The 22,728-nt window shown below is 64.0% G+C and carries 22 protein-coding genes and 1 tRNA gene; 15 read left to right on the top strand and 8 right to left on the bottom strand.

Annotated features, from left to right (window positions below; translation table 11 throughout):
- Window positions 1-435: 435 nt before the first annotated feature.
- A complete protein-coding gene (locus RMO89_RS15175; protein WP_310534141.1) occupies window positions 436-1,314 on the top strand; it encodes a hypothetical protein in 879 nt (292 codons plus the stop codon).
- A 66-nt stretch (window positions 1,315-1,380) separates the two neighbouring features.
- The gene (locus RMO89_RS15170) at window positions 1,381-2,691 is read left to right on the top strand and encodes a homoserine dehydrogenase (RefSeq protein ID WP_310534140.1); all 1,311 of its coding nucleotides are present in this window, start codon (window positions 1,381-1,383) and stop codon (window positions 2,689-2,691) included.
- A gap of 7 nt (window positions 2,692-2,698) precedes the next feature.
- On the opposite strand, the gene RMO89_RS15165 is transcribed toward RMO89_RS15170, so the two are convergent.
- The gene (locus tag RMO89_RS15165; RefSeq protein WP_310534139.1) at window positions 2,699-3,160 is read right to left on the bottom strand and encodes a hypothetical protein; all 462 of its coding nucleotides are present in this window, start codon (window positions 3,158-3,160) and stop codon (window positions 2,699-2,701) included.
- Between the two features lie 83 nt (window positions 3,161-3,243).
- On the opposite strand from RMO89_RS15165, the gene glpX reads away from it, so the two are divergent.
- On the top strand, window positions 3,244-4,221 hold the full coding sequence (glpX, locus tag RMO89_RS15160; protein ID WP_310534138.1) for a class II fructose-bisphosphatase: 978 nt from the start codon (window positions 3,244-3,246) through the stop codon (window positions 4,219-4,221).
- Window positions 4,222-4,262: 41 nt separating this feature from the next.
- On the opposite strand, the gene RMO89_RS15155 is transcribed toward glpX, so the two are convergent.
- Window positions 4,263-4,904, bottom strand: coding sequence for a helix-turn-helix domain-containing protein (locus RMO89_RS15155; protein WP_310534137.1), 642 nt, complete (start codon window positions 4,902-4,904; stop codon window positions 4,263-4,265).
- A gap of 178 nt (window positions 4,905-5,082) precedes the next feature.
- Here RMO89_RS15155 and RMO89_RS15150 point away from each other — a divergent pair, with 178 nt between their 5' ends.
- Window positions 5,083-7,836: a TonB-dependent receptor domain-containing protein gene (locus RMO89_RS15150; protein ID WP_310534136.1), complete on the top strand. Its 2,754-nt coding sequence runs from the start codon at window positions 5,083-5,085 to the stop codon at window positions 7,834-7,836.
- Window positions 7,837-7,905: 69 nt separating this feature from the next.
- On the opposite strand, the gene RMO89_RS15145 is transcribed toward RMO89_RS15150, so the two are convergent.
- The 5 genes from RMO89_RS15145 to ftsE are packed head-to-tail and all read right to left on the bottom strand — an operon-like array spanning window position 7,906 to window position 12,071.
- The gene (locus tag RMO89_RS15145; RefSeq protein ID WP_310534134.1) at window positions 7,906-9,165 is read right to left on the bottom strand and encodes a divalent metal cation transporter; all 1,260 of its coding nucleotides are present in this window, start codon (window positions 9,163-9,165) and stop codon (window positions 7,906-7,908) included.
- A gap of 13 nt (window positions 9,166-9,178) precedes the next feature.
- Window positions 9,179-9,883, bottom strand: a complete 705-nt coding sequence (locus RMO89_RS15140) for a lysophospholipid acyltransferase family protein (RefSeq protein ID WP_310534133.1) — start codon at window positions 9,881-9,883, stop codon at window positions 9,179-9,181.
- Window positions 9,880-10,416: a YdcF family protein gene (locus tag RMO89_RS15135; protein WP_310534132.1), complete on the bottom strand. Its 537-nt coding sequence runs from the start codon at window positions 10,414-10,416 to the stop codon at window positions 9,880-9,882. The genes RMO89_RS15140 and RMO89_RS15135 overlap by 4 nt, the downstream gene beginning before the upstream one ends.
- A gap of 12 nt (window positions 10,417-10,428) precedes the next feature.
- Complete coding sequence (locus RMO89_RS15130) at window positions 10,429-11,346, bottom strand: cell division protein (RefSeq protein ID WP_310534130.1); 918 nt, start codon at window positions 11,344-11,346, stop codon at window positions 10,429-10,431.
- A complete protein-coding gene (gene ftsE / locus RMO89_RS15125; protein ID WP_310534129.1) occupies window positions 11,343-12,071 on the bottom strand; it encodes a cell division ATP-binding protein FtsE in 729 nt (242 codons plus the stop codon). The genes RMO89_RS15130 and ftsE overlap by 4 nt, the downstream gene beginning before the upstream one ends.
- A gap of 197 nt (window positions 12,072-12,268) precedes the next feature.
- Between ftsE and RMO89_RS15120 the strand changes: the two genes are divergently transcribed.
- Both RMO89_RS15120 and RMO89_RS15115 read left to right on the top strand, forming a co-directional pair.
- Complete coding sequence (locus RMO89_RS15120; RefSeq protein WP_310534128.1) at window positions 12,269-13,132, top strand: MJ0042-type zinc finger domain-containing protein; 864 nt, start codon at window positions 12,269-12,271, stop codon at window positions 13,130-13,132.
- A 121-nt stretch (window positions 13,133-13,253) separates the two neighbouring features.
- Window positions 13,254-13,340, top strand: a tRNA-Leu gene (locus RMO89_RS15115).
- Between the two features lie 198 nt (window positions 13,341-13,538).
- On the opposite strand, the gene RMO89_RS15110 is transcribed toward RMO89_RS15115, so the two are convergent.
- Window positions 13,539-15,161, bottom strand: coding sequence for a recombinase family protein (locus tag RMO89_RS15110; RefSeq protein WP_310534145.1), 1,623 nt, complete (start codon window positions 15,159-15,161; stop codon window positions 13,539-13,541).
- On the opposite strand from RMO89_RS15110, the gene RMO89_RS15105 reads away from it, so the two are divergent.
- The 9 genes from RMO89_RS15105 (at window position 15,090) to RMO89_RS15065 (ending at window position 22,645) form a co-directional block, all read left to right on the top strand.
- Window positions 15,090-15,347 (top strand): hypothetical protein, encoded by a 258-nt coding sequence (locus RMO89_RS15105; protein WP_310534127.1) that lies wholly within the window; start codon window positions 15,090-15,092, stop codon window positions 15,345-15,347. The two genes, RMO89_RS15110 and RMO89_RS15105, sit on opposite strands and share 72 nt — an antisense overlap.
- A 342-nt stretch (window positions 15,348-15,689) precedes the next feature.
- A complete protein-coding gene (locus tag RMO89_RS15100; protein ID WP_310534126.1) occupies window positions 15,690-16,913 on the top strand; it encodes a CoA transferase in 1,224 nt (407 codons plus the stop codon).
- A gap of 6 nt (window positions 16,914-16,919) precedes the next feature.
- A complete protein-coding gene (locus RMO89_RS15095; RefSeq protein ID WP_310534125.1) occupies window positions 16,920-17,318 on the top strand; it encodes a DUF6157 family protein in 399 nt (132 codons plus the stop codon).
- 24 nt (window positions 17,319-17,342) lie between these two features.
- Window positions 17,343-17,999 (top strand): GntR family transcriptional regulator, encoded by a 657-nt coding sequence (locus RMO89_RS15090; RefSeq protein ID WP_310534124.1) that lies wholly within the window; start codon window positions 17,343-17,345, stop codon window positions 17,997-17,999.
- A complete protein-coding gene (locus tag RMO89_RS15085) occupies window positions 17,996-18,577 on the top strand; it encodes a cysteine hydrolase (RefSeq protein WP_310534123.1) in 582 nt (193 codons plus the stop codon). Before RMO89_RS15090 ends, RMO89_RS15085 begins: the two co-directional genes overlap by 4 nt.
- Window positions 18,578-18,588: 11 nt before the next feature.
- Window positions 18,589-18,921: a TfoX/Sxy family protein gene (locus RMO89_RS15080; protein ID WP_310534121.1), complete on the top strand. Its 333-nt coding sequence runs from the start codon at window positions 18,589-18,591 to the stop codon at window positions 18,919-18,921.
- A 136-nt stretch (window positions 18,922-19,057) separates the two neighbouring features.
- The gene (locus RMO89_RS15075; RefSeq protein WP_310534119.1) at window positions 19,058-20,260 is read left to right on the top strand and encodes a MaoC family dehydratase N-terminal domain-containing protein; all 1,203 of its coding nucleotides are present in this window, start codon (window positions 19,058-19,060) and stop codon (window positions 20,258-20,260) included.
- 20 nt (window positions 20,261-20,280) lie between these two features.
- Window positions 20,281-21,393, top strand: a complete 1,113-nt coding sequence (locus RMO89_RS15070; RefSeq protein ID WP_310534118.1) for a CoA transferase — start codon at window positions 20,281-20,283, stop codon at window positions 21,391-21,393.
- 118 nt (window positions 21,394-21,511) lie between these two features.
- Window positions 21,512-22,645 carry a CoA transferase gene (locus tag RMO89_RS15065; protein ID WP_310534117.1) on the top strand — a complete coding sequence of 378 codons (1,134 nt, stop codon included), beginning with the start codon at window positions 21,512-21,514 and terminating at the stop codon, window positions 22,643-22,645.
- Window positions 22,646-22,728: the final 83 nt, after the last annotated feature.

The following is a 22,728-nucleotide window of genomic DNA, read 5'->3' as shown; positions in this document are numbered from 1 at the left end:
GAGGACATGCAGAAGGGCGACAACGATGAAAGCGGTGATCCGATTACCGGATACCTGTTGGTCAGCGTAAGCCATTCAGACGCATCACTCCAAAATTACTGTCCCAGGACATCTGAAGCCAGACACCCCTCTCCTCCCCAGCAGGCCCGCAAAGAGCGGACACACCGGGGCCGAATCGTTAATTTCCGCCCTGCCGGTCATTACGGTACCCCAGTCGGGTCCCGAAGCCCCGACGGGCGAACCTTGTGGCCTTGTTGTTTTCTTAGGCCAACGTTTCCGCGAGCTTTAACGCCGAGTCCAAGGGTGCGCAACGCCTTAATCCATCCTGTTTATGTGTTAACCCATGATTCACGGAAGTTAAGGGCAAAACTAATGGGCCGGTGCCGCAAACCGCCGGAATCGCGTAGGTCCGTCGAATCGGCTGGAGGTATTACAATGATGACGAAGCACGGAACGCGTACCGGGTTGGCCCTCGCCGGCGCTTTTTGCCTGGGATTTTGCACAGCCTTTCCTGCCGAATCCCGCGCCGCCGAATCACCGCAGCCCATCGCGTCCACGGCTGGTCTTTCTGCGCCGAGCTATGCCGACATCGCCGACCTGGCCGATCACGCCCAGCTGGTACTGCGTGCGAAAGTGAAGAAGGTGGCCGTGCTCAAGCCCGAGCAGGGCGCCGCATCCCGTCCGGGCATGGCGCGCATCTATGTCGAGGCGGTGACCGAGAACCTGCTCACCGGTCCAGCGGCAGTGGGGGAAGCGTTGCGGTATCTCGCGGACGTCAGGCTTGATGCCAAGGGCAAGGTGCCCAAACTGGCGAAGCAATCGGTGCTGCTGTTCGCGGGCCATGTGAAGGACCGGCCGGGCGAGATTCGCCTCGTCGCGCCTGATGCTCAGATCCTGTGGGACCCCGCGACTGACGCAACATTGCGGCAGGTCCTGCGCGAGCTTTACGGTCCTGATGCCCCGCGCCGCGTGACCGGCGTGCAGGAAGCGATCCACGTCCCTGGCACTCTGGCTGGCGAGGGTGAGACGCAGATCTTCCTCAAGACCGATGATGGCGAGCCTGCTTCGATAACCGTGCTGCACCATGCCGGCGCGCCGACGCACTGGGGCGTCTCGTTTTCCGAGATCGTCGCGACGACCGGGCTGCCGCCCAAGCGCGACACGCTGGTATGGTATCGCCTTGCCTGCTTCCTGCCGCGCAGCCTGCCGCCGGGTGCCAACCTTTCGGCCACGGACACTGACAAGACGGCGGCAGTAAGTGACTACGTCAAGGTGTTATCTGACCTCGGATCCTGCCCCCGCATTCGCAGGTAATATAGCGGGGCTAGAAATCGCGTCCGCTCTGCCCTAGGGCGCGGGCCGAAAAGGCAGGGATTACTCATGGCAGAGCCGCTTCGCATCGCATTGGCAGGACTTGGCACGGTTGGCGCGGGCGTCATTCGTCTGGTTGAGGCCAATGCCGCCCTGATTGCCCGCCGCGCCGGACGGCCGATCCAGATCGTCGCCATTTCCGCCCGTGACCGGTCAAAGCGGCGCAGCGTCGATATCACGCCCTATACCTGGGAAGACGACATGGTCATCCTCGGCGAGCGTGCCGATGTCGACGTGGTGGTCGAACTGGTGGGCGGGTCCGACGGCTCGGCCCTCGCCTGCGCACGCACGACGATCGAAGCCGGCAAGGCGCTGGTCACCGCCAACAAGGCAATGATCGCCCACCACGGCCTCGAACTCGCCAGCAAGGCCGAGGCGGCCAAGGTGCCGCTCAAGTTCGAAGCAGCGGTCGCCGGCGGCATCCCGGTGATCAAGGGCCTGCGCGAAGGCGCGGCAGCGAACGAATTTGAGCGGGTCTACGGCATCCTCAACGGCACCTGCAATTACATCCTCTCAACCATGGAAGATACCGGCCGCGATTTCGCCGATGTCCTCGCCGAGGCTCAAGCCAAGGGCTACGCCGAGGCCGATCCCGCCTTTGACATCGAGGGCACCGACGCGGCGCACAAGCTGTCGATCCTCGCCGCCATCGCCTTTGGCACGGCGGTGGACTTCCGCTCGGTCGAGACCACCGGCATCACCCGCATACTTGCCGCCGACATCGCGCAGGCCCGGACGCTGGGCTATGTTATCCGCCTGATCGGCATGTCCGAGACCGATACCAACGGAGACGGCGTCGAGCGCCTGTTCCAGCGCGTCCAGCCGCACCTCGTGCCGTTTGATCATCCGCTGGCCCATGTTGACGGCGCGACCAATGCGGTTGTCGCCGAGGGCAACTTCTCTGGCCGGCTGCTGTTCCAGGGCGCCGGCGCTGGCGATGGGCCGACGGCCAGCGCGGTCGTGGCCGACCTTATTGATATTGCCCGCGGTGAGGCTGGACCGGCCTTCTCGGTCCCGGTCGAGGAACTGCTGAAGATGGAGGCGGCCCACACCGGCCACCGCCGCAGCCGCTCCTACGTGCGCTTCCTCGTCGCCGACCGTCCCGGCGTGCTGGCCGAGATCACCGCCGCCATGCGCGATGCCGGGGTGTCGATCGAAAGCCTGATCCAGACCGGCCGCGCCGACAGCGGCGGCGAAGTTCTGGTGTCGCTGGTCACCCACGAAGGGCCGGAAAGCGCAGTCAGCGAAGCGCTGCGTTTGCTCGAAGGATCAGCCAGCCTGACCCAGCCGCCGCTCGTGATGCACCTGCTGGGTTCTTAGCCGAGCCTCAGCGGTCGCGGATTTCACCCTTGGCGACCTTTTCCGCATCCGAACCCTTGGGCGGCAGCGGGATCGCCTTGACGTCGATATAATAGATCGGCGGCGGCGCCGAACCAAAACCAATGCAGCCCTTGTTGCCGGTCTTCTTGCATGAAGGCGGGCCGACATCGGGCGCGCGCGGCAAGCCATCGTCGGTGCGCTCTTCCTCGTCCGGCACGCGCACGTCCGAGCCATCGTCCTTGCCGCAGACCTGAATTTCGCCGTTCGGGCCGAGTCCCGAGCAGGCGCGCCTTTTGCGCGTGGCGGTGACCGAAAGGTTCATCGGCCCGGTGGGTTCGGCGTTAGCATCGGCACTGCTCTCAGCCGCCTGATCCTGAGGCGCATCGGCCTGCTGCGCCAGTGCCGGCTGAGTCCAGAGGGACAGCGCGAAAGCGAGGAGTGCCAGCCGCCAGTTCAACATTCTCGACAAACGATCTTCCCCGCTTTAAGCGCCGCGCCCAACACTTTCGTACAAAACCGCATTCCCCTTCATCATTTGAACACGGACTGAACATGACCGCAACTCCCGCAAGCACCGTTCTCGACCGCGTCCTCGTCCTCGAAATGGTGCGCGTCACCGAAGCCGCCGCGATTGCCGCCAGCAAGCTCATTGGCCGCGGTGACGAGAAGGCGGCCGATCATGCCGCTGTCGAAGCCATGCGACTGGCCTTTGACGACCTCGCCATCGACGGAACGGTGGTGATCGGCGAAGGCGAGCGCGACGAAGCGCCGATGCTGTTCATCGGCGAAAAGGTTGGCGGCGCGCAGGGCACCGGTCCGAAGATCGACATCGCGCTCGATCCGCTGGAAGGTACGACCATCACTGCCAAAGCCGGCCCGAACGCACTCGCTGTTCTCGCCTGCGCCGAAGAGGGCAACCTGCTGAACGCGCCGGACGTCTACATGGACAAGCTGGCGGTCGGACCGGGCTATCCCGAAGGCATCATCAGCCTCGCCAAGAGCCCGACCGAGAACGTCAAGGCCGTGGCCGCCGCCAAGGGCGTAGAGCCGAGCGAAATCATCGTCTGCGTGCTTGACCGTCCGCGCCACACCGACCTGATCGCCGAGCTGCGCGGCCTCGGCTGCGGCGTCGTGCTGATCGGCGATGGCGACGTTGCCGGCGTGATCGCGGTGACCAACGAAGACACCACGATCGACCTCTACATGGGTTCGGGCGGCGCGCCGGAAGGCGTGCTGGCCGCAGCCGCGCTGCGCTGCGTTGGCGGGCAGTTCAACGGCCGCCTGCTGTTCCGCAACGAGGATGAGCGCGCCCGCGCCCGCAAGTGGGGCATCGACGATCTGAACAAGATCTACACCCGCGACGAACTGGCCAAGGGCGACTGCATCTTTGCCGCTACGGGCGTGACCGACGGTTCGCTGCTCGACGGGGTGAAGCGCCGCAAGGACGGCACCATGACGACGCACACGGTCGTGATGCGCGCCAGCACCGGCACTGTGCGCTGGGTGAAGGCCGAACACCGCAAGGTGTAATGGCCGCAAAGTGTAATAGCCGGCACCTCAGCGCCCAGGCATCACCATTCGCTGCGCCCGCGGAACAGGACCGCGACGACTTGCCGGGCCAGCTTTTCGTGCTGCTCGGGATTGCCGTAGTCTTCAGCGTACTGGTCGATCATGCTGCCCAGCATAGCGATGAAGAACCGGGCGATGGCCTGCGGGTCCTTCGCCGTGAAGCCTTCGATGTGGCCGTATTCGGCGATCTCGCCGGTGACTTCCTCGATCATCGGTTCGCGCATGAACCGGTCCAGTTCGCGGGCAATCCGGCCAGCTTCACCTGTGGTGCCGTGGATCAATCGTGACGTGGCGAGAATGTCGGGATGGTTTCCCACCGCCAGAATCTTGCAGGCAAGACTGACAAGTCGCTCTTCAAGGGTGTCTCCGACCGTCCAGCCGTCGCGGGTATTCTCGATCGCCCAGGTGCTCATCCGGTCGTTCACCGTGGCGCGGAGCAGGGCCGACTTGTCATTGTGCCGCAGATAGAGCGTCGTCTTGGTGATGCCGGCGCGCTCAGCAATCTGTTCCATCGTCGCCGATTCATAGCCAGATTCAAGAAAGACGTCCCACGCCGCATCAATCACGCGCCGGTCGATCTGCGCGGCATCGGCCTTGCTGGGACGCCCACGACGCAGGCGGACAATAGTATCGACATCTGACATGGCGCCGATCTGCATGAGACGTGCTGGTTCCGCAATGCGATAATGACGCTCTGGCGATGCAGTCATAATAAATAGACGAATGCGTCGACTTATCTTGACTGGCATGACCAGTCGTAGCATCCATGAGTCTGTCAGGACGGCGCAAGATCGCTCTGGCAACCAAAATGGGAGGGACCTCATGAAGGCAATAACGACATTTCGCGCTGGAGTTGCTCGCGCCAGCCTCGCACTGGCGCTCACGCTTCCGGTGGCTGCACAGGCGCAGAACGCCAATGAAGACGACAAGTCGGGTGATCCCGAAATTGTTGTCACCGGCACCAACATCCGCGGGCAGGCCCCGGTCGGATCGAATTCGATCTCGCTTGGCGAGAGCAAGCTTGAGGAAATCGGGGCACAGTCTTCGAACGAACTCCTCGCCTCGATCCCGCAGGTGACCAACTACTTCAATCGCGTTCCGATCGCCGACCTTGGCATCGCGGTGAACCAGATCCAGATTTCGCGGCCGAACATCCGCAACCTGTCATCGCCGAATGCTGCCAGTTCGCCGACGCTGATCCTCGTCGATGGTCACCGCGTTGCCTCGGCAGGCGTCAACCAGGCCTCGGTCGATCCCGACCTGATCCCGACCGGAGCTATCGCCCGGGTGGATGTGGTCACTGAAGGCGGTTCGGCCATCTATGGCGCCGATGCGGTCGCCGGCGTGATCAACTTCGTCACGCACAAGCGCTATGACGGCATCAAGGTTGGCGGTCACTATGGCTTTGCCGACAATTACCAGCAGTGGGACGGCTCGATCACCGCGGGCAAGACCTGGGACGCCGGTTCGGCGTGGATCGCCTATTCCTATACCAAGAGCGATCCCCTTTACGGACGCGACCGCGACTATATCCGCAATGTCGACTGGAGCGTCGCCAGCCTGCCGGGCCGTGACTTGAACTGCGCCCAGCCCAACCTGGCGGTGAACACGGTGATCAACGCCACCGGCGGCGTGTTCTCTTCAAACTCTTACGCATTCCCGGGCCTTGTCGCCGGCACCGCAAACCGCTGCGACCTGAGCGAAGATGCGACCATCGTGCCTCAGGCCGAACGCCACGGGGTGACCGGCGGGCTGACCTGGGACTTCGGCGATCGCACCTCGATCGACGTGCGTGCCTACTGGAGCCAGCGCAAGACGCATGCCTCCTCGATCCTGAATGCCTCGGTAAACATCAACGGCAACAACCCGACCGTAGCAAGCTCGCTACCGGCTGGCGTGGCGCTTGGACCGGGCATCCTGTTCGGCTTCCTGCCGGTGACGACTGTTGCGGCGGTGAACTTCAGCTTCGAGCCGCTGCTCGGCAAGGACAGCCAGCGTTCCGACACGCTGATCCGCCAATGGGGCGGCAATGCCGAACTGAAGCATGACCTGACCGACGACTGGCAGCTGCGCGGCCTGCTCAACTGGAGCCAGAGCGACAGCCGTTTTGAATTGACCGGCGTCAGCAGCGCCCGCCTGAATGCGGCCGGCGCGCCTGCTGCAGCGGCGACTGCGGCCAATAGCTTCAACCCGTTCAACCTCGCTTCGAACAGCCCTGCACTGATCAAGGACATCACGGACAGCATGCTGGCCGGGCAGGCAATCGATCGCCTGCTCAACGCGCGCCTTATCGCTGAAGGCAAGCTGCTCGAACTGCCCGGCGGCGACGTGCGCGTGGCCATGGGCTACGAGTTCATGAACGACAAGCTGCAGAAGCGGTTCGGCAATGACATCCGCATTGGCACACTCGGCAGCCTTGCCTACACGCCTTACAGCCGCGACGTGCATTCGCTGTTCGGGGAAATGGTGCTGCCGCTGATCAGCGACGGCAACGGCGGTTCGATGCTGACCCTGTCGGCACAGGGCCGTTACGACCACTACAGCGACTTCGGATCGACCTTCAATCCGAAGATCGGCGCCACGTTCAAGCCGGCGAGCTGGCTGACGATCCGTGGCAACTGGGGCACGTCGTTCACCGCGCCAACTCCGCTTGACCAGCTGGGCTCGCTGTCCGGATCGATCAGCTTCTTCCCATTCGTTCCCTTCGTGAAGCCGGGAACCTCGACGCTGGCGGGCACCAACAACACGATCGCCTTCCAGGGATCACAACCGAACCTGAAGCCGCAGGAAGCCGATACCTGGTCAATCGGTGTCGATATCGAACCGATGGACGGCCTGCGCGTCAGCGCCAACTACTACAACGTGAAGTTCACCAACATCCTCGGCACGCCGACGCCGGGCACCGATATCTTCATCAACTTCCCGAGCAGCGTTGCCTATGATGTCAACGGACTGACCAACAGCCAGATCAGCAGCTTCTTCGGAACGCTGGCCCCTGCCCTGCAGTCGCAGCTCACCGCCGCAATCGCCTCTGCCGGCGGTGGCCGTATCGTCGAACTGGTGGACTTCCGCGTCGGCAACTTCGGCGTGCTGAAGGTCGAAGGCATCGACTTTGCGCTGAACTATCAGCACAAGACGGATTGGGGCGGCTTTGACATGGGCATGAACTTCAATGCCCCGCTCAAGCGCACGCAGCAGGCCAGCCCGATTGCACCCGAAGCAAATCAGTTGGTGCGCGATACCTCCAAGCTGCAGTTCCAGCTGACGACCGGCCTCGACATCGGCAAGTTCCGCGCCCAGGCTACCTGGAACCACAGCGCGGGTTATCCGATCGCGCTGACCACCGCGCTCACGCCGCAGTCGGAAGTGGACTCGTTCAACACGCTCAACCTGTTCTTCAAATATGACGTCCCCGGTGACGGCATGTTCAAGGACCTGAGCTTCACGCTGAACATCAACAACGTGACCGATGCCGAACCGCCTGTCCTGCGCCGCAATGGCCAGGCCGAAAACGGCTTCGCGAATGGCTTCACGCTGGGCCGCATGTTCATCCTCGGCGCTTCGAAGAAGTTCTGATCCCGCTTCCGCGTCAGCGGATACATTCGGCCCGGACCGCGCCTCCCAAGCGGTCCGGGCCGAACTGTGTCAGCTCAGCAGGAAGATCGCCGCCACGCCGCCCATCACGGCGGTCGATAGCCAGCCGCCAAAGGCCAGCTTGCGGGATATGACCAGCTCGCCCATGACTTTCGGATTGCGGGCGATCAGCATGGTGACCACCATCAGCGGCGGGGCCAGCAAGCCATTCACCACCGCTGCCCAGTAGAGCGCCTTCATCGGATCGATGCCGGTCAGGTTGAGCGCGACCCCGCCCAGCGTGGCCAGCGTGATGACCCCGTAAAAGGCCTTGGCCTCGCGCGGGCGGCGGTCGAGCCCCTCGGTCCAGCCGAAGGTCTCGCTGACCGCATAGGCGGCGCTGCCGGCAAGGATCGGCACGGCAAGCAGGCCGGTGCCGATGATGCCGATGGCGAAGAGGGCAAAGGCGAGATTGCCGGCGATCGGCCGCAGCGCCTCGGCCGCCTGCGCCGCGCTGGCCACGTCGCGCACACCGTGGGCGTGGAGCGTTGCCGCCGTGGCGACGACGATGAAAATGGCGACGAGGTGCGAGAATCCCATGCCGACCAGCGTATCGGTGCGGATGCGGTTGATTTCGGGTCCGGCCTCTGTCGGGCTGACCATCAGCGGCTTCACGTGGCGGCGGTGCTGCTCCTCGACCTCCTGCCCGGCCTGCCAGAAAAACAGGTAGGGGCTGATCGTCGTGCCGAAGATCGCCACCAGCGCCATCGAATGTTCGCGGTCAAAGGTGAAGCTTGGCACCAGCATGCCCTTCAGCGCCTCGCCCACTGGCACGCCCGAGACGAAGACCACCCCGACATAGGCGAACAACGACAGGGTCGCCCATTTGAGGGCACGGGCATAAACGGTGTAGCTCAGGAATATCTCGAGCAGGACGCAGACAACGCCGAAGACCACAACATAGGCCATGATCGGCCCCGGTAGCAGCAATGCCAGCGCCGCAGCCATGGCGCCAAGGTCCGCACCAAGGTTGATGACATTGGCGACCAGCAGCATCAGGACCACGGCCTGCAGCAGCGTGCGTGGGTAATGTTCGCGCAGGTTCTGGGCAATGCCCATGCCGGTCGTCGCGCCGATGCGCGCGCAGATCGCCTGGATCGAGGCGAGCAGCGGGAAGCCAAAAACCAGTGTCCAGCCCATCGAATAGCCGAACTGCGCGCCGACCTGACTATAAGTGCCGACGCCCGAGGGATCGTCATCCGCTGCCCCGGTAACAAGCCCCGGACCAAGCGCCGCGAGCAGGTCTGGCTTTTGGCTAGCGGGGTCTGTCATTGGTGTGGCCTTGTCACGTGCGGGGACTGGAATTCAGGACATTGATGGCCACGCGCACGCGCTCCTCAATCCCGTCACGCGGCAGGCCGGGCGGGATTTCCGGTCCGAATTGCACCCTGATGGTGCCTCTGCGCTTAATCCAGCGGTGATAGACGTGGCCGCTCTGCACCGCCATCGGAATGACCGGCAGGCCGACCAGCTTGTAGACCCCGGCAAAGCCCGAACGCAGCGGCGGACATTCGCCCGGTGCCACGCGGGTGCCTTCGGGAAATATTACCAAGGGCCGGCCTTCTTTGCCAAAGGCCCGCGCCTGTTGCAGCATGGCGCGCAAAGCCTTGGCGCCCTGATCGCGCTCGACCCGGACCATACCGTAAGCTGCGCCTACCTTGCCCCACAAGGGGATGTCGAGCAGTTCGGACTTGGCGAAGGGAACCGGCCGGTGCAGCAGGTTGGGCAGGTCGATCGCCTCGAAAAAGCTCTCGTGCTTGCCGGCGACGATCACCTTGCCGCTGGGCACAGTGCCCTCGATCACGATCTTCACGCCGATCAGATAACGCGTGCACCAGCGGTGCCACTTGGCCCATGCCGCGCCCAGCCCGGCCATGTGCCGCCGCGCCATGAAACTGGCGGGGATCGATGCAAGGGCCAGCAGGAAGGAACCGAGATAGAAGGCGAGGTAGAAGGCGATGCTGCGCACCACCGCAATCAGCAGTTTCATTTTCCAACCACGCTCAATGCCATCCGCGCCAGCAGCTTGTGATATTCAAGCAGCATGGTTTCAAAGCTCGGCTGCGAGGGCACAGCATCGCGCACGATTTCAAGGTCATTGGGCGCCACCCGCGCCAGTTCCAGCGCCGCGCGCCGCATGTGCCAGTCCGACGTGACCAGCCGCACCGAACGGATACGGTTGGCAGCGATCCAGAATGCCGCCTCGCTGGCATTGCTGACCGTATCGACCGACTTGAAATCGAGCACCACGCAGCAGGCCATGGTGCCGCCACTGACCTTGTATTCCGCGGCGAATTCGCGCGGCTTCACGCTCTTGTCGACGCCGGCAACGAATAACCGTTTGGACGTGCCCTTGCCCAACATGTCGAGCGCGCGGGGAATACGCCCCTCACCGCCAGTCAGGACGACGATGGCGTCGGTACGGGCATTGCCGGCCGGCCCCGGCGGCATGAATGCGAACCAGAGAAATCCGAGGACATAGGCAAGCAGGACGCTCGCAGAGAGGCGGCTGAGACGATTCATCGATGGTTGCGGTTATAGCATCCTTGCCAGCGAACGCAGCACGGTAAGCCTTGCCGTGATCGTGGCAAGGGCAACGCCGGCCACGGGGACCAGTGCGAGGAGCAACCATTCGAGCCAGCCGAGCGAGCCGCCGCTGATCATTCCGGCCCCCAGATTGGCGAACTGCTGCCCCAGCAGCATCACCACAATGACCGCCGCAGCAAAGCCCGCGACCCCGCCCTCGGTCGCGGCAACGGCGGTGGAGCGCTGGTATATCCGCGCGATCTGGCTGTCGGTTCCGCCGAGCAGGTGGACAATCTCGATTGTCTCGCGGTTCGATCCCAGCGCCGAGCGGGTCGCCAGCAGCACCGCCGATGTCGTGGCGAGGCCGAGCAACAGGACCAGCGCCAGCGCCAGCAATTGCAGCGATGAGAGCGCGCCGAACACCGGTTTCAGCCAGGTCGACTGGGCATCGACCCGGGCAGAGGGAACCTTGCCGCGCAACGCAGCGCGCAGGTCTTCGAGCCGGTTGCGCGTCACCGGGCCGGACAGCCGGGCATCGATCAGCGCGGGAACGGGGATATCCGCCTCGGCGGTTTCCTCGCCCAGCCACGGTTCGACCAGCGCATCGACTTCCTGCTGCGGCACGGCGGCAACTTTCGTGACACCGGGCAGCGCGGAAAGCAGCGCTACCGCCTGCTTCACCTGGCCGTCGCGCACTTCGGGCCGGCCTTCGACGATCTGGATCGTCACGCCGCCGGACAATTCATTTTCCGCCACCGAGGCCAGCTTGCGCAGCGCGAGGCCGCCCGCAGCGGCGATCACCGTAAGCATGACCATGATTGCGATGACCCATGGAATCGGCCCGGAAAGCCGCGACTGTGGCACCAGATCCCCGGTGCCGCCCGCCTTGCGGCTGCCAATCGGCAAAAGTTTCAGCGGACGCTTCATGCCGGCATCGCCGGGCGGCGCGGCGGGTACTTGAGCGCGCCGGTCGGGTCGGACAGCCGCCCCTTGTCCAGCCGCATGATCAGGCTTTCTGGCACTTTGCGCAGCAGGTGGACATCGTGCGTTGCCACCACCACGGTCGTCCCCAGCCGGTTGAGCGCTTCGAACAGGCGCAGCAGTTTCACCGCCATGTCGGGATCGACGTTGCCGGTCGGTTCGTCAGCAACGAGCAATTGCGGCCGGCCGATCACCGCCCGGGCGATAGCAACGCGTTGCTGCTCCCCGACCGAAAGCGTGGCGGGGCGGGCCTGCATCCTGTCGGCCAGGCCAACCCATTCGAGCATGTCGGCCACCGGCCGCGTCAGATCGCTCTCGCTGAAACCGGCGACACGCAAGGGCAGGGCGACATTGTCGAACGCTGACAAGTGCGGCACCAGCCGGAAGTCCTGAAACACCACGCCCAGTCGCCGCCGCAGAGCCGGCAGCTTCTCACGCGGCAGGGTGATCGCATCGGTGCCGAAGATGCGGATTCCTCCGCGCGACGGGCGCTGCGAGAGGTACAGCAGCTTGAGCAAGGAGGTCTTGCCCGCGCCGCTCGCGCCGGTGAGGAAGTAGAACGATCCCGGGTACAGCGTGAACGAAATGTCGGTCAGCACCTCGCGCTCGGTGCCATAGCGCAGCCCGACATTGTCGAACTGGACAATTTCGCCGCTGCCAGCCTGATTCATCGAACTGCCTGGTTCATCGATCTGCGGTCCTGGTCACGCTGGCCTGAATATCCCGATTGGAGGTTGCACAGCGGTCCATAGCCGCGATCCCATGTGGAAAAAAGGGCGTCCGTCCATGTCTTTGCCCCATAAAGCCGTGGACAGGGCCTTGTCTGGCCCCTTGTCTGGCGCGCCCACCGCGCTTAACCGTTGGATTCATGATCATCGCCTGCCCTGCCTGTACCACCCGCTACGTCGTTCCCGACGCAGCGATCGGCGTCGAAGGCCGGACCGTGCGCTGCGCCAAGTGCCGCCATTCATGGTTCCAGGATGGCCCGCAGGTTTCCGCGCCGCCCGCCGCGCCTGCTCCGATACCTGCGCCGGCACCGGCATTCGCACCAGCACCGGCACAGGCCCCCGTTCCTGCACCGCCTGTCTCTGAGCCGGAAGCGCCTGCCCAGCCCGCCGTAGCATCGCCAGTAACGGCAGTTGCGCCGCTGGCCGAGCCCGAGCCGGCCCCGCCGGTTCAGGACGAGCCTGAGGACGCCGGCGAACCGCCGATCCCCGAAACACAGTCGACCTATTACGACGATACCGCAGGCACCTATCAGCAGGACTATTCCAGCTTCGAGCATGAGCCGCCGTTCCGCCCGCGCCGCAACCCGCTCAAGATGTACACCATGGCTGCCGCCGTCTTCGCTACTGTTGCCACCGCCGCGATCGGCGCGGTCTACTGGTTCGGCCTGCCGGACTGGGTGCCCTTCGGCAACCAGACCTTCGCCGAGGGCCAGGCCGACCTGCAGCTCGATTTCCCGCCGAACCGCCTCGACCGCCGCACGCTGCCCAACGGCGTCGAATATTTCGGCGCCAGCGGCAAGGTGACCAATATCGGCAAGCAGCGTCGCACAGTGCCGCCGGTGCTGATCGTCCTGCGCGATTCGCGCGAACGTATCGTCTATTCCTGGGTCGTCATCGCGCCCAAACGCCAGCTCAATCCCGGCGAAAGCGTGACGATCAACGAAGCCGTCACCGGCGTCCCGCGCTCAGCCAAATACGCCGATGTCGGCTGGAAACCGGGCTGATCGCGATCGGGCCCGGCTACATCAAGATCACCGCTTGCCCCCCGCCCCCCCTTTTGCTAGTGGCGCGCTCCTACCCCCCCGGGGCGCCCGAATCCCAGCGATACGGCACTTCGATGATTTAGCGGTCATGGCGGAATTGGTAGACGCGCAACGTTGAGGTCGTTGTGGGCGAAAGCCCGTGGAAGTTCGAGTCTTCTTGACCGCACCAATCAGTCCTAAATATCTTCCCCTGAAGGGGCTCCCAGCGAATCTGTCCTTAGAATGGCGCAGTTCTGCGGCAATGAGACTATCCGCTAATGTCAGGTGCAGTCAGAGACTCCCGCATTCGCCCCAACAAATCGCCGCAGAATGCCCCGCGTCTCTGGCGCCAAAATCCTGACTGCAGTCGAGATTGGGGAGATTGGCCTCAGGCGAACCCGAGGAGCGCGCGCTGGTCAGCCCAGGCGAGCGGCAGGTCGATGTCCTGCAGGGTGCGAGCAGTCAACGAGGTCGGCTGCCGCCCCTCCACGATGGCCGTGACGATATCAGGTGCAAGGCAGCCGAGCGCAGCGAGCTTTCCAAGCCGGGTCCGACACCGCCCGTGCCGGGATGCGATGGCCGCGATGGATTGATCAGAGCTGGCAAGGAGGAGCTGCCTGGCCTGATGCGCTTCGGCCACCAGCGCGACCAGCTTGGAGTCCCGCGTGGCCTCGGCGATCGAGATGACCTGCGGTCCCGGGATGACCAGGCGTAGCTGGTGGCCTCGACGAACCTTTGTCGCCGGCAAGGTCAGCATGATGGATCGGGTTGTCATCTCGGTCGTCGGTTCAATTTTCAGAGCTGCAAAGAGGCCCATTTTATCGACGGTAAGATCAACTCCGGCCTCGTGGAGATTGATGCGGCTGATCATTTCGGCGAGTAGCTCAGCGCGGGCGTGCGCTGGTCCGCTACGCAAGGAGGCAGCGGAAAGATCTGCCTCGGCCAGCGCTCGTTGGATGATCTCGGCTGGGCTGCCGTCGGCAAGATCGCAGATGAGCTGCTTATCCAACAGCAGGTCGGACAGTCGTTCGCAGACCAGCCGCTCGAGATCATGCGCCGACACTCGCCATGCCGGCGCATCGTCAAGTTGATCGCTGCGGGTGACATAGTAGCGATACCGCCTGCCCACCTTGGTCGAATGGCTCGGAGTCATCGCCCTGCCCTCCCCATCGAACACCAGACCAACCAGCAGGCTCGGCTGCTGGCTCTTGAGGCGGCGGGATGTTCCGCAGGCCTTGTCCCTGAGCTTGGCCTGTACAGAATTCCACAGTTCGGTATCGATAATGGCAGGATGCTCGCCCGCGAAGTATTCACCCTTGTGAACCATCTGCCCAAGGTAGATGCGGTTCGACAGCAGGTGATAGAGCGTGCCCCGCCGGAAAATGCAGCCGCCGCGGTTGCCGGTGCTGGTCCGGTGCTGGATCTTGGTGCGATGACCCTGCCGGTTGATATCATCGGCCAGTTCAACCACTGAGCCCAGTTCAAGATAGCGCTGGTAAATATGGCGGACGAGATCGGCCTCCTTGCTGTTCACCACCAGCTTGCGGGCATCAACATCGTAACCAAGCGGAACTGGCCCGCCCATCCAAATGCCTTTGCGTTTTGAGGCCGCAATCTTGTCACGGATGCGCTCACCAGTGACCTCGCGCTCGAACTGGGCGAACGAGAGGAGCATGTTGAGGGTAAGCCTGCCCATGCTGGTCGTGGTGTTGAAAGACTGGGTGATCGACACAAAGCTCGCCCCTGCCTTGTCGAGCACTTCGACAATCTTGGCGAAGTCGGCGAGGCTGCGGGTCAATCGGTCGATCTTGTAAACGAGGATGATGTCGACCTTGCCCGCAGCAACATCGTCCATCAGGCGTTTCATGCCAGGACGCTGCATGTTGCCTCCTGAGAACCCGCCATCGTCGTACCGCTCAGGCACAACCATCCAGCCTTCATGGCGCTGGCTAAGGGCGTATGCAGCACAGGCCTCGTACTGGGCATCGAGACTGTTGAACTCCTGCTCCAGTCCATCCTCGTCAGTGTCGGATATGGTCCCACCATCCCTGGTGGTCGCTTAACGAGCATGACTTTTGGCCCGGTCAATGCCGAAGGTGGCGAACGACGTCTGAACGTCCTTTTTACCCGCGCGCGAATTCGTTGCGAAATATTCGCCTCGTTCGACCCCGTTGACATCGATGTTAGGGATCGCTGACAAAGCGGTTGTTCGACCGCCCAGCGCTGCTCACTGAAACCCGCATTTCGTTAACCCCAGGTCGCTTTGGACGAGGCGACTTGCGTTGGGACTTTCCTGCCGTTAGGCGTCGCTTCTTGAAACGTCAGGTTACGCCGAGACCAGACATCCGTGGAGCCACCTTACCTCTCTTCCTGATGTCGGGGACGCCGGACTTTTGCGATTGCCCGGACTCAATGTGCCCATCGTTGTAAGCGGGCATTGAAATTGATGTCAGCCGTGCGGCACCGCGAGATGCTTTTCGAGAACAGCGGGTCATAAGAATGCTTGAGCAGATAATGCATTATCTCTAAGATCCGATCCATGACTTACAAGCCTCTAAGCGGAAAACGTGTCATTGAGCTTGGCACCATGATTGCGGCGCCGTTTGCCACGCACATCCTCAGCCAGCTTGGCGCCAAAGTGATCAAGGTCGAGCCACCCAGCGGGGATACCACGCGGGCGCTGGTGCGCGGCGGGCCGAGCGGGACGATCGTCGCCTACAGCCATTCCAAGCAGGCGATCTGCCTCGACCTGACAACCGACGGCGGCAAGGACATTTTCCGCAAGCTGGTCGCCAGTGCCGATGTCGTGATTCACAACCTCGCGCCGTCCGCCGCGCGCAAGCTGGCGGTCACGGCGGACGATTGCATGGCGGTGAACCCCGGCATCGTCCACGTCCATATCAAGGGCTATACCTACGGCCCGCAGGCGGATGACCTGATGACAAACCCCATCGCCGAAGCCGCGACCGGGGCGATGGACGATCACCGTGTCGATGGCCGTCCGATGCGCTTCGGGCCAAGCTATCATGACCAGTTCGCCGGCACCTATGCGGTGATCCGCGTGCTCGCCGCCATGCTTGACCCCAATGCCAGCGAGGAAGTCCGACGGATCGAGATCGGGCTTTACGAAACCGGCCTCCACCTTGCCGCTCGCGATCTTGCGGGGATGCAGCTCAAAACACAGCTGCTCGGCCGGCTTGAAAAGGAAGGCGGCGGCGAATTTTCGATGCCGGGCTATGGCTCCTACCTGACGAGCGACGGGCGCTGGCTCTATCTGCTGGTGCTCACCGACGCGCATTGGGCCAAGCTGACCAAGGCGCTCGCCATGCCCGAGGACGGCGCCCCCGAATTCGCCAGGCTGCGCGACCGCAAGAAGGCGCGCGACGTGGTTGAGGAAGCGGTGCGCGATGCGGTGTCCAGGCTGACCTTTGCCGAGGCCGAGGCAAGGCTCAAGGCCGCCGGACTCGGCCATAACGAGGTGATGCCGCTCGAACGCGTGCTCGAAATTCCGCAGGCCCGCGAACCCGGCAAATTGCGCGATGTCGACTTTCGCGGCCTGCACTTCGAAGTCCCGGAATTCGCCGGAACTCCCGGTGCGGCCACGCCCGCATCACCTCCGCCGGAACTGGGCGAACATACCGAAGCTCTGCTCGCCGAACTCGGCTATTCCGCTGCGGAAGCCGAAGCCCTGCTTGCCTCGGGCGCGGCGCGCGGCCATCACGAAGGCGACTTCGCCTGGGCGCCGGTGCGCGACAAGAATTGAGGGACGATGACGACCGACTATTTCTCGACCTTCATCACCGCCTCTCCTGACTCAACGGCCGCACAAGGTGTGCCGCCGGCAAAACCCCATACGATCGCGGGGCAGCAATATGCCCTGCTGTCAAAGCACCCCTATGCTCGCACGAGCGACGAGTTGCTGTTCGACGTTCATTGCCAGCGCAGCGGGATCGATGGCGCTGAAAAGGGCGCGGCACGGGAGCCCTTTCTGGCCAAGTCCAAGGCCTGCCTGCGAGCGTCGCCGCTGGTCAAGCAGCATGGCTGGGGACTCCATTTTGACAAGGATGGCAAAGTGGCGCTCTACGGCGTGGAAAGCCCGGAATACTGTGCTTTGGCGCAGAGCGACGACGTCAAGGTCATCCCCGGAATGCGCAGCAGCCGGACCTGACGGCGCGCAAGGAGCAAGTACGCGATGCAGTTCAAGACCAAGGAAGAACAGGTCGCCGATTTCCTGCGCGAAGGGATCATTTCGGGCCGTTTTGCGCGCGGTGCTCGGCTCAAGCAGCAGGAGATTGCCACGCTGCTCAACACCTCGATCACCCCGGTGCGCGAGGCGCTGAAGCTGCTTGAGGCCGAAGGCTACGTCGCCGGGGACAGCTTCAAGGGCGCGGTCGTCGCGCCCTTCGATATCGAGGCGTCGAGCGAGGTCCTGAGCCTTCGCATCCTGCTCGAAACGCAGCTGGTGAAGGGCGCGGTTGAACGCGCCAAGGGCGCCGACATTGCCGAGCTCAAGGTCATGGCCGAGGAGTTCGCCGCCGCCTTTGACGCAGGCGACAACGAGACTGCGCGCGCCGCCAATTACCGCTTTCACCACCGCCTGTTTGAAGTGGCCGCCATGCCGCAGACGCTGCATTTCGTGCAGATCCTGTGGGCGCGCTATCCCTTTGACCTGATCAACCGCCTGTCGGGCCGGGTCAGCCGCGCCGCGCAGGAACACGACGACATGCTCGCCGCGATTATTGCCGGCGATACCGCCGCCGCCATGCTTGCCACACGCCAGCATATCGAGGCGGGGTTTGTCGAACTCAGGGATTCGCTCAAAGCCGACGTGTCAAAGGTGGGAAAATGAAAAAGACCCTGTTCCTCGTCATGGACATGATGAACGATCTTGTCGCCGAAGACGGCTTCAGCAAGGCGACTTACGGCGTGCAGGTGAAGCAGCGCGGCGTGCTGGAAAACACCGCCGCCGCCATCGCCGCCGCGCGGGCTGCTGGGGCACAAGTGGGCTTCGTTCGCGTCGGGTTTTCCGCCGATTACCGCGAATGTCCGCCCGCTTCGCCGATCTTTTCGGGCGCCCGAACCAACGGCATTTTCCAGCTCGGCACCTGGGGGACGGAGGTCCATCCGGCACTTGCCCCGCAGCCTCAGGACTTCGACGTGGTCAAGCACCGCGTCAGCCCGTTCTACGCCACCTCGCTCGAAGCCATCCTGCGCACCAATGGCATCGAACGACTGGTTCTCTGCGGCGTTTCGACCAATGGCGTCGTTCACTCCGGTGCGCGCGAGGCGCATGACCGGGACTACGAGGTGGTGATCCTCGAGGACTGCTGCGCCGGGGTGACGGCGGACGAGCACAGCCATGCGATTGCCTGCCTCGGGCGCTACGCTGGCATCGTGAACAGCCGCGAATTCCTCTGGTCCAGCTGACAGGAAAACACATGTCTTCACAGGCAAGCACGGTCGCATTTATCGTTGAGCAGATGGCCGCTGCCGGGTCGATTTCCGCTCGGCCCATGTTCGGCGAATATGGCGTCTATTGCGATGGCAAGATCGTCGCTCTGATCTGTGATGACCAGTTGTTCGTCAAGCCAACCAAGGCGGGACGGGCTTTCATTGGCACGCCCGAGGAAGCGCCTCCGTACCCGGGCGCGAAGCCCAGCTTCATGATTTCGGTGGATGGTCTGGAAGATGCCGACTGGCTGGCGGAACTGATCCGCCTGTCGGCAGATGAGTTGCCGATGCCGAAACCCAAGAAGCCCAAGGCGAAATAGCGCCCCCATTTGCAACGCCACTGCAACGCAGACGCAAGGCGGCCGCAACGTTTGCGCGGACCGCCATCGCCCACGCGGCTTGACCCGTGTCAGAATAATGCATTATCCATTATTCAACAGAACAAGGAACCATGACATGAGCACCAGTGACAACGACGTCGGCGGCGCGCCGGCAGAGGGCAAGATCACCCCGGAGGCGATCAAGGCGGCCGAAAACATGATCGGCATGCAGCTACGCCCCGAAGGGCCCTATCTGCAGGACGCCACGGCGGACACGATGCGCAACTGGTGCAACGGCATCGGCGATCTCAATCCGCTCTACCGCGATGAAGAGCATGGCCGCCTGTCGCGCTATGGCTCGATCGTCGCCCACCCGAACTTTCCGATGGCATTCGGCTGGATCGGTCGCACCCGCTGGGGCCTGCCGGGCGTTCACGGCTTCTATGCCGGCAATGACTGGGAATTCTTCCGTCACGTCCGCCCGGGCGACCGCATCACCGCGATCGAGCGTGTGGTCGGCATCGACGTCAAGGAATCGAAGTTCTCTGGCACGCTGGTCATGCAGTATGTCGAAGCGACTTTCGCCAACCAGTTCGGCGATGTCGTTGCCCGCGCGCTTGGCACCTGCACCCGCCACGAGCGCAAGGCGGCGCGCGATGCCGGCAAGTATGACGACATCAAGACCCACGAATATTCGGCCGAGGATTTCGCCAGGATCGACAACGCGATCCTGATGGAAGAAAAGAACATGCGCGGCACCAACGTCCGCTATTGGGACGAAGTGCAGGAAGGCGAGGAACTGCCCGAAATCGTGCGCGGTCCGCTCAGCCTGATGGACACCATGGGCTTCCTCGTCGCATCGGGACGGGGCCACACTCACGGGGTGATCTTCAAGAACGCGGTCAAACACCCCGGCCACTTCTTCCGCAATCCGGAAGCGGGCGGCGGCATCGAATATACCGGCATCGGCCACCACCGCGAATCGACCGCTAAGGAAGTGGGCGTTCCCGGGGTCTACGATTACGGCCCGCAGCGTTCGTCGTGGATGGCCAGCCTGGTCACCAACTGGATGGGCGATGCCGGCTTCCTCAAGCGCGTCCGTACCCAGATGCGCGGTTTCAACATCATGGGCGATTGCACCTGGGCGCGCGGGAAGGTGACACGCAAGTACATCAAGGACGGCAATGCGCTGGTCGATATCGAGATCCGCGGCGAAAACCAGCGCGGCGAACTGACCACGCCGGGCCTGGCCACGGTCCTGCTGCCCAGCCTCAATCCGCAGCACAACGTGTTCTTCGATGGCCGCAACTGCGACCTTGAACTGCCGGTGGTGCGCTGAGCCGAAACGGAGCCGAAGGCATGTCCCTCGCTCCTCTTGCCGGCATCAAGGTCGTCGTCCACGCCTCCGGCGTGGCGGCGGCCTATGCCGCGCGGCAGCTGGCGACCCTTGGTGCTGCCTGCGTGCTGGTCGAGGGGGCGCTGGGCTCGCCCTTGCGGCGTGAAGCGCCGTTCCTGCCAGGCACGCAGACCTCGGCAGCCTTCGCTTCGCTTTGCGCCGGGATTAGCGCCGAGACGCACGACCTCACCTCGGCAGAGGGCCGCGCGAAATTTGGCGCGTTGCTCGCGCGAAGCGACATCTTCATCGATGACACGCCGATGGCAAACCGCGCCGCCTTGGGCCTCGACGAGGAAACGATCGCCAACCAGCACCCGGACCTGATCCACGTGTCAGTCCTGCCCTTCGGAGCCTTCGGCGCAAAGTCCGGCTGGAAGGGCGAGGAGATCAACGTCCTCCACGCCTCGGGCGAAGGCTATCTCCTGCCCAATGGCCTCACCACAGAGCTGTTTCCCGGCCGCCCGCCGGTCAAGATCCACGGCCACTTTACCGAGATGCAGGGGGGCACGGCGGCGGCGCTGGGCGCGCTCTCGGCGCTATGGGCGCAGCCGGAGCTGGGCGGGCAATATGTCGATATTTCGTGTCAGGACGCGGGACTTGCGGTGGGCGCATTCGCCATACAGCGGCTGGGCGACGGGCAGGTTGAGGACCGTTATGAACGCAGCTTCCGCTTCGGCGGGGTGATCGAATGCGCCGATGGCTTCGTCGAACTGCTGACGCTCGAGCAGCGCCAGTGGACGGGGCTGGTCGAACTGCTCGGCAAGCCCGAATGGGCGCAGGACCCGGACCTGGCGGACAGCGTGGCGCGCAGCCGCCGGGGGCCGGAAATCAACCGCCATATCCGGGCCTGGTTCCGCGAGCGCTGGGTCGATGATGTCGTCGCGGCGGGGCAGAAACTGTCGGTGCCATTGGCACGCTATTACACTCCCGCTGAAGTGCTGGCCGATCCGCACGAGGCCCATCGCGGGCTGTTCCAGACCGTGGCCGTGCCGGGTGCGGGCGATCTGCCGGTGATCGTTGCGCCGTATCACTTTGACGGCACGCCGCTGGTGCTGGCCGGGGGGCCGCCGGCGTGAGAACAACCGCATCTCGTCGTCCCGGACTTGATCCGGGACCGCTGGAGACTGGCCGCAAGCCCACGTGCATCCGGCCAGCGCTCCCGGGTCAAGCCCGGGACGACGGAAAGGGCTCGGCATGAAGCCCCTCGCTGGAATCCGCATTGCCGACTTCACCGTGCACAACGCCGGACCCTTCGCCACGCACCTGCTCAGCCAGCTTGGCGCGGAGATCATCAAGATCGAGAGCGCCATGCGCCCCGATGCCTTCCGCAAGCCGCACCCGGTCTATGGCCGGGAAGGGCCGGCGACTTTCGATCAGGTCTCGGCGACCAAGCTGTCGGTGCGGATCAACCTCAAGAAGCCGGAAGGCGTGGCGCTGGCCAAGCGGATCGTAGCGGTATCGGACGTTGCGGCGGAGAGCTTTCGCGCCGGCGTGCTGGCGCGGCTGGGGCTGGGGTATCAGGCGCTGAAAGCAGTGAAGTCCGATATCGTGCTGCTCTCGGTATCCTCCTGCGGGCAGGACGGGCCGGATTCGCACTTTGCCGGCTATGCCCCGCTGTTCGGCGCATGGGGTGGACTTTCGGACCTCACCGGGTTCGCGGACGGCCCGCCGGTCGAGATGCGGCACGTGATGGACCACACCTCGGGAATGCACGCCGCCGTCGCGCTGATGGCCGCGCTCCACCGCCGCCGCGCGACGGGCGAGGGCGGCCATGTCGACGTTGCCGCGCGCGAGGTTGCCTCGATGCTCTGCGGCGAGGCGCTGCTGCTCAGTGCCGCTGGCGAAGAGCCCCGGCGCATGGGCAACGAGGCCGAAGGGTTGAAGCCGCACGGGGTGTTCGCCTGCAAGGGCGAGGAGCGCTGGCTCTCGATCGCCGTGCGCAGCGATGCCGAGCGGACGGCGCTTGCAGGCATCGTCGGCGGCCTGTCGGATGAAGCGATCACCGCCTGGACCTCCACCCGCGATGCCAACGAAGCGGCGGCGCTGTTGCAGGCCGCCGGCATCGCTGCCCATGCCAGCTGGACCACGCCGGAAATTGCCGCCGATCCGCACCTGCGCGCGCGGCGGGCGATTGTCGATGTCACCGAACCGGGCGGCAGCACCCGCGCCGCGGTCGGCGTGCCGATGCGCTTGTCGAAGGGGGCCGAAGTGGGCATCCATCGCGGTACGCCGCAGCTGGGGCAGGACGAGGACTATGTCTTCGGCGAGCTGCTCGGGATCGGGCGGGATGAACGAACGGCCCTCGAAGAGGCCGAAGTGATTTATTAGCGTCGTCCCGGACGTGATCCGGGACCGGTGGAGAGGTTGCGCTGGTTCGGCCAGCGGTCCCGGGTCAAGCCCGGGACGACGGA

Source organism: Novosphingobium sp. (genome assembly GCF_031424035.1).
Taxonomy (GTDB): Bacteria; Pseudomonadota; Alphaproteobacteria; order Sphingomonadales; family Sphingomonadaceae; genus Novosphingobium.
The sequence above is the reverse complement of the archived record's forward strand: the minus strand, read 5'-3'. Positions and strand labels throughout refer to the sequence as shown.

Bases quoted from the DNA above. Each gene is read 5' to 3' on its own strand.
- RMO89_RS15130 (WP_310534130.1), bottom strand. From the start codon at position 11,346: ATGAAGCGTCCGCTGAAACTTTTGCCGATTGGCAGCCGCAAGGCGGGC.
- RMO89_RS15095 (WP_310534125.1), top strand. From the start codon at position 16,920: ATGACGACCGACTATTTCTCGACCTTCATCACCGCCTCTCCTGACTCA.
- RMO89_RS15070 (WP_310534118.1), top strand. From the start codon at position 20,281: ATGTCCCTCGCTCCTCTTGCCGGCATCAAGGTCGTCGTCCACGCCTCC.
- RMO89_RS15080 (WP_310534121.1), top strand. From the start codon at position 18,589: ATGTCTTCACAGGCAAGCACGGTCGCATTTATCGTTGAGCAGATGGCC.
- RMO89_RS15120 (WP_310534128.1), top strand. From the start codon at position 12,269: ATGATCATCGCCTGCCCTGCCTGTACCACCCGCTACGTCGTTCCCGAC.
- RMO89_RS15135 (WP_310534132.1), bottom strand. From the start codon at position 10,416: ATGAATCGTCTCAGCCGCCTCTCTGCGAGCGTCCTGCTTGCCTATGTC.
- RMO89_RS15105 (WP_310534127.1), top strand. From the start codon at position 15,090: ATGGCGCTGGCTAAGGGCGTATGCAGCACAGGCCTCGTACTGGGCATC.
- ftsE (WP_310534129.1), bottom strand. From the start codon at position 12,071: ATGAATCAGGCTGGCAGCGGCGAAATTGTCCAGTTCGACAATGTCGGG.
- RMO89_RS15175 (WP_310534141.1), top strand. From the start codon at position 436: ATGATGACGAAGCACGGAACGCGTACCGGGTTGGCCCTCGCCGGCGCT.
- RMO89_RS15075 (WP_310534119.1), top strand. From the start codon at position 19,058: ATGAGCACCAGTGACAACGACGTCGGCGGCGCGCCGGCAGAGGGCAAG.
- RMO89_RS15150 (WP_310534136.1), top strand. From the start codon at position 5,083: ATGAAGGCAATAACGACATTTCGCGCTGGAGTTGCTCGCGCCAGCCTC.
- RMO89_RS15170 (WP_310534140.1), top strand. From the start codon at position 1,381: ATGGCAGAGCCGCTTCGCATCGCATTGGCAGGACTTGGCACGGTTGGC.
- RMO89_RS15065 (WP_310534117.1), top strand. From the start codon at position 21,512: ATGAAGCCCCTCGCTGGAATCCGCATTGCCGACTTCACCGTGCACAAC.
- RMO89_RS15085 (WP_310534123.1), top strand. From the start codon at position 17,996: ATGAAAAAGACCCTGTTCCTCGTCATGGACATGATGAACGATCTTGTC.
- glpX (WP_310534138.1), top strand. From the start codon at position 3,244: ATGACCGCAACTCCCGCAAGCACCGTTCTCGACCGCGTCCTCGTCCTC.
- RMO89_RS15145 (WP_310534134.1), bottom strand. From the start codon at position 9,165: ATGACAGACCCCGCTAGCCAAAAGCCAGACCTGCTCGCGGCGCTTGGT.
- RMO89_RS15090 (WP_310534124.1), top strand. From the start codon at position 17,343: ATGCAGTTCAAGACCAAGGAAGAACAGGTCGCCGATTTCCTGCGCGAA.
- RMO89_RS15155 (WP_310534137.1), bottom strand. From the start codon at position 4,904: ATGTCAGATGTCGATACTATTGTCCGCCTGCGTCGTGGGCGTCCCAGC.
- RMO89_RS15140 (WP_310534133.1), bottom strand. From the start codon at position 9,883: ATGAAACTGCTGATTGCGGTGGTGCGCAGCATCGCCTTCTACCTCGCC.
- RMO89_RS15100 (WP_310534126.1), top strand. From the start codon at position 15,690: ATGACTTACAAGCCTCTAAGCGGAAAACGTGTCATTGAGCTTGGCACC.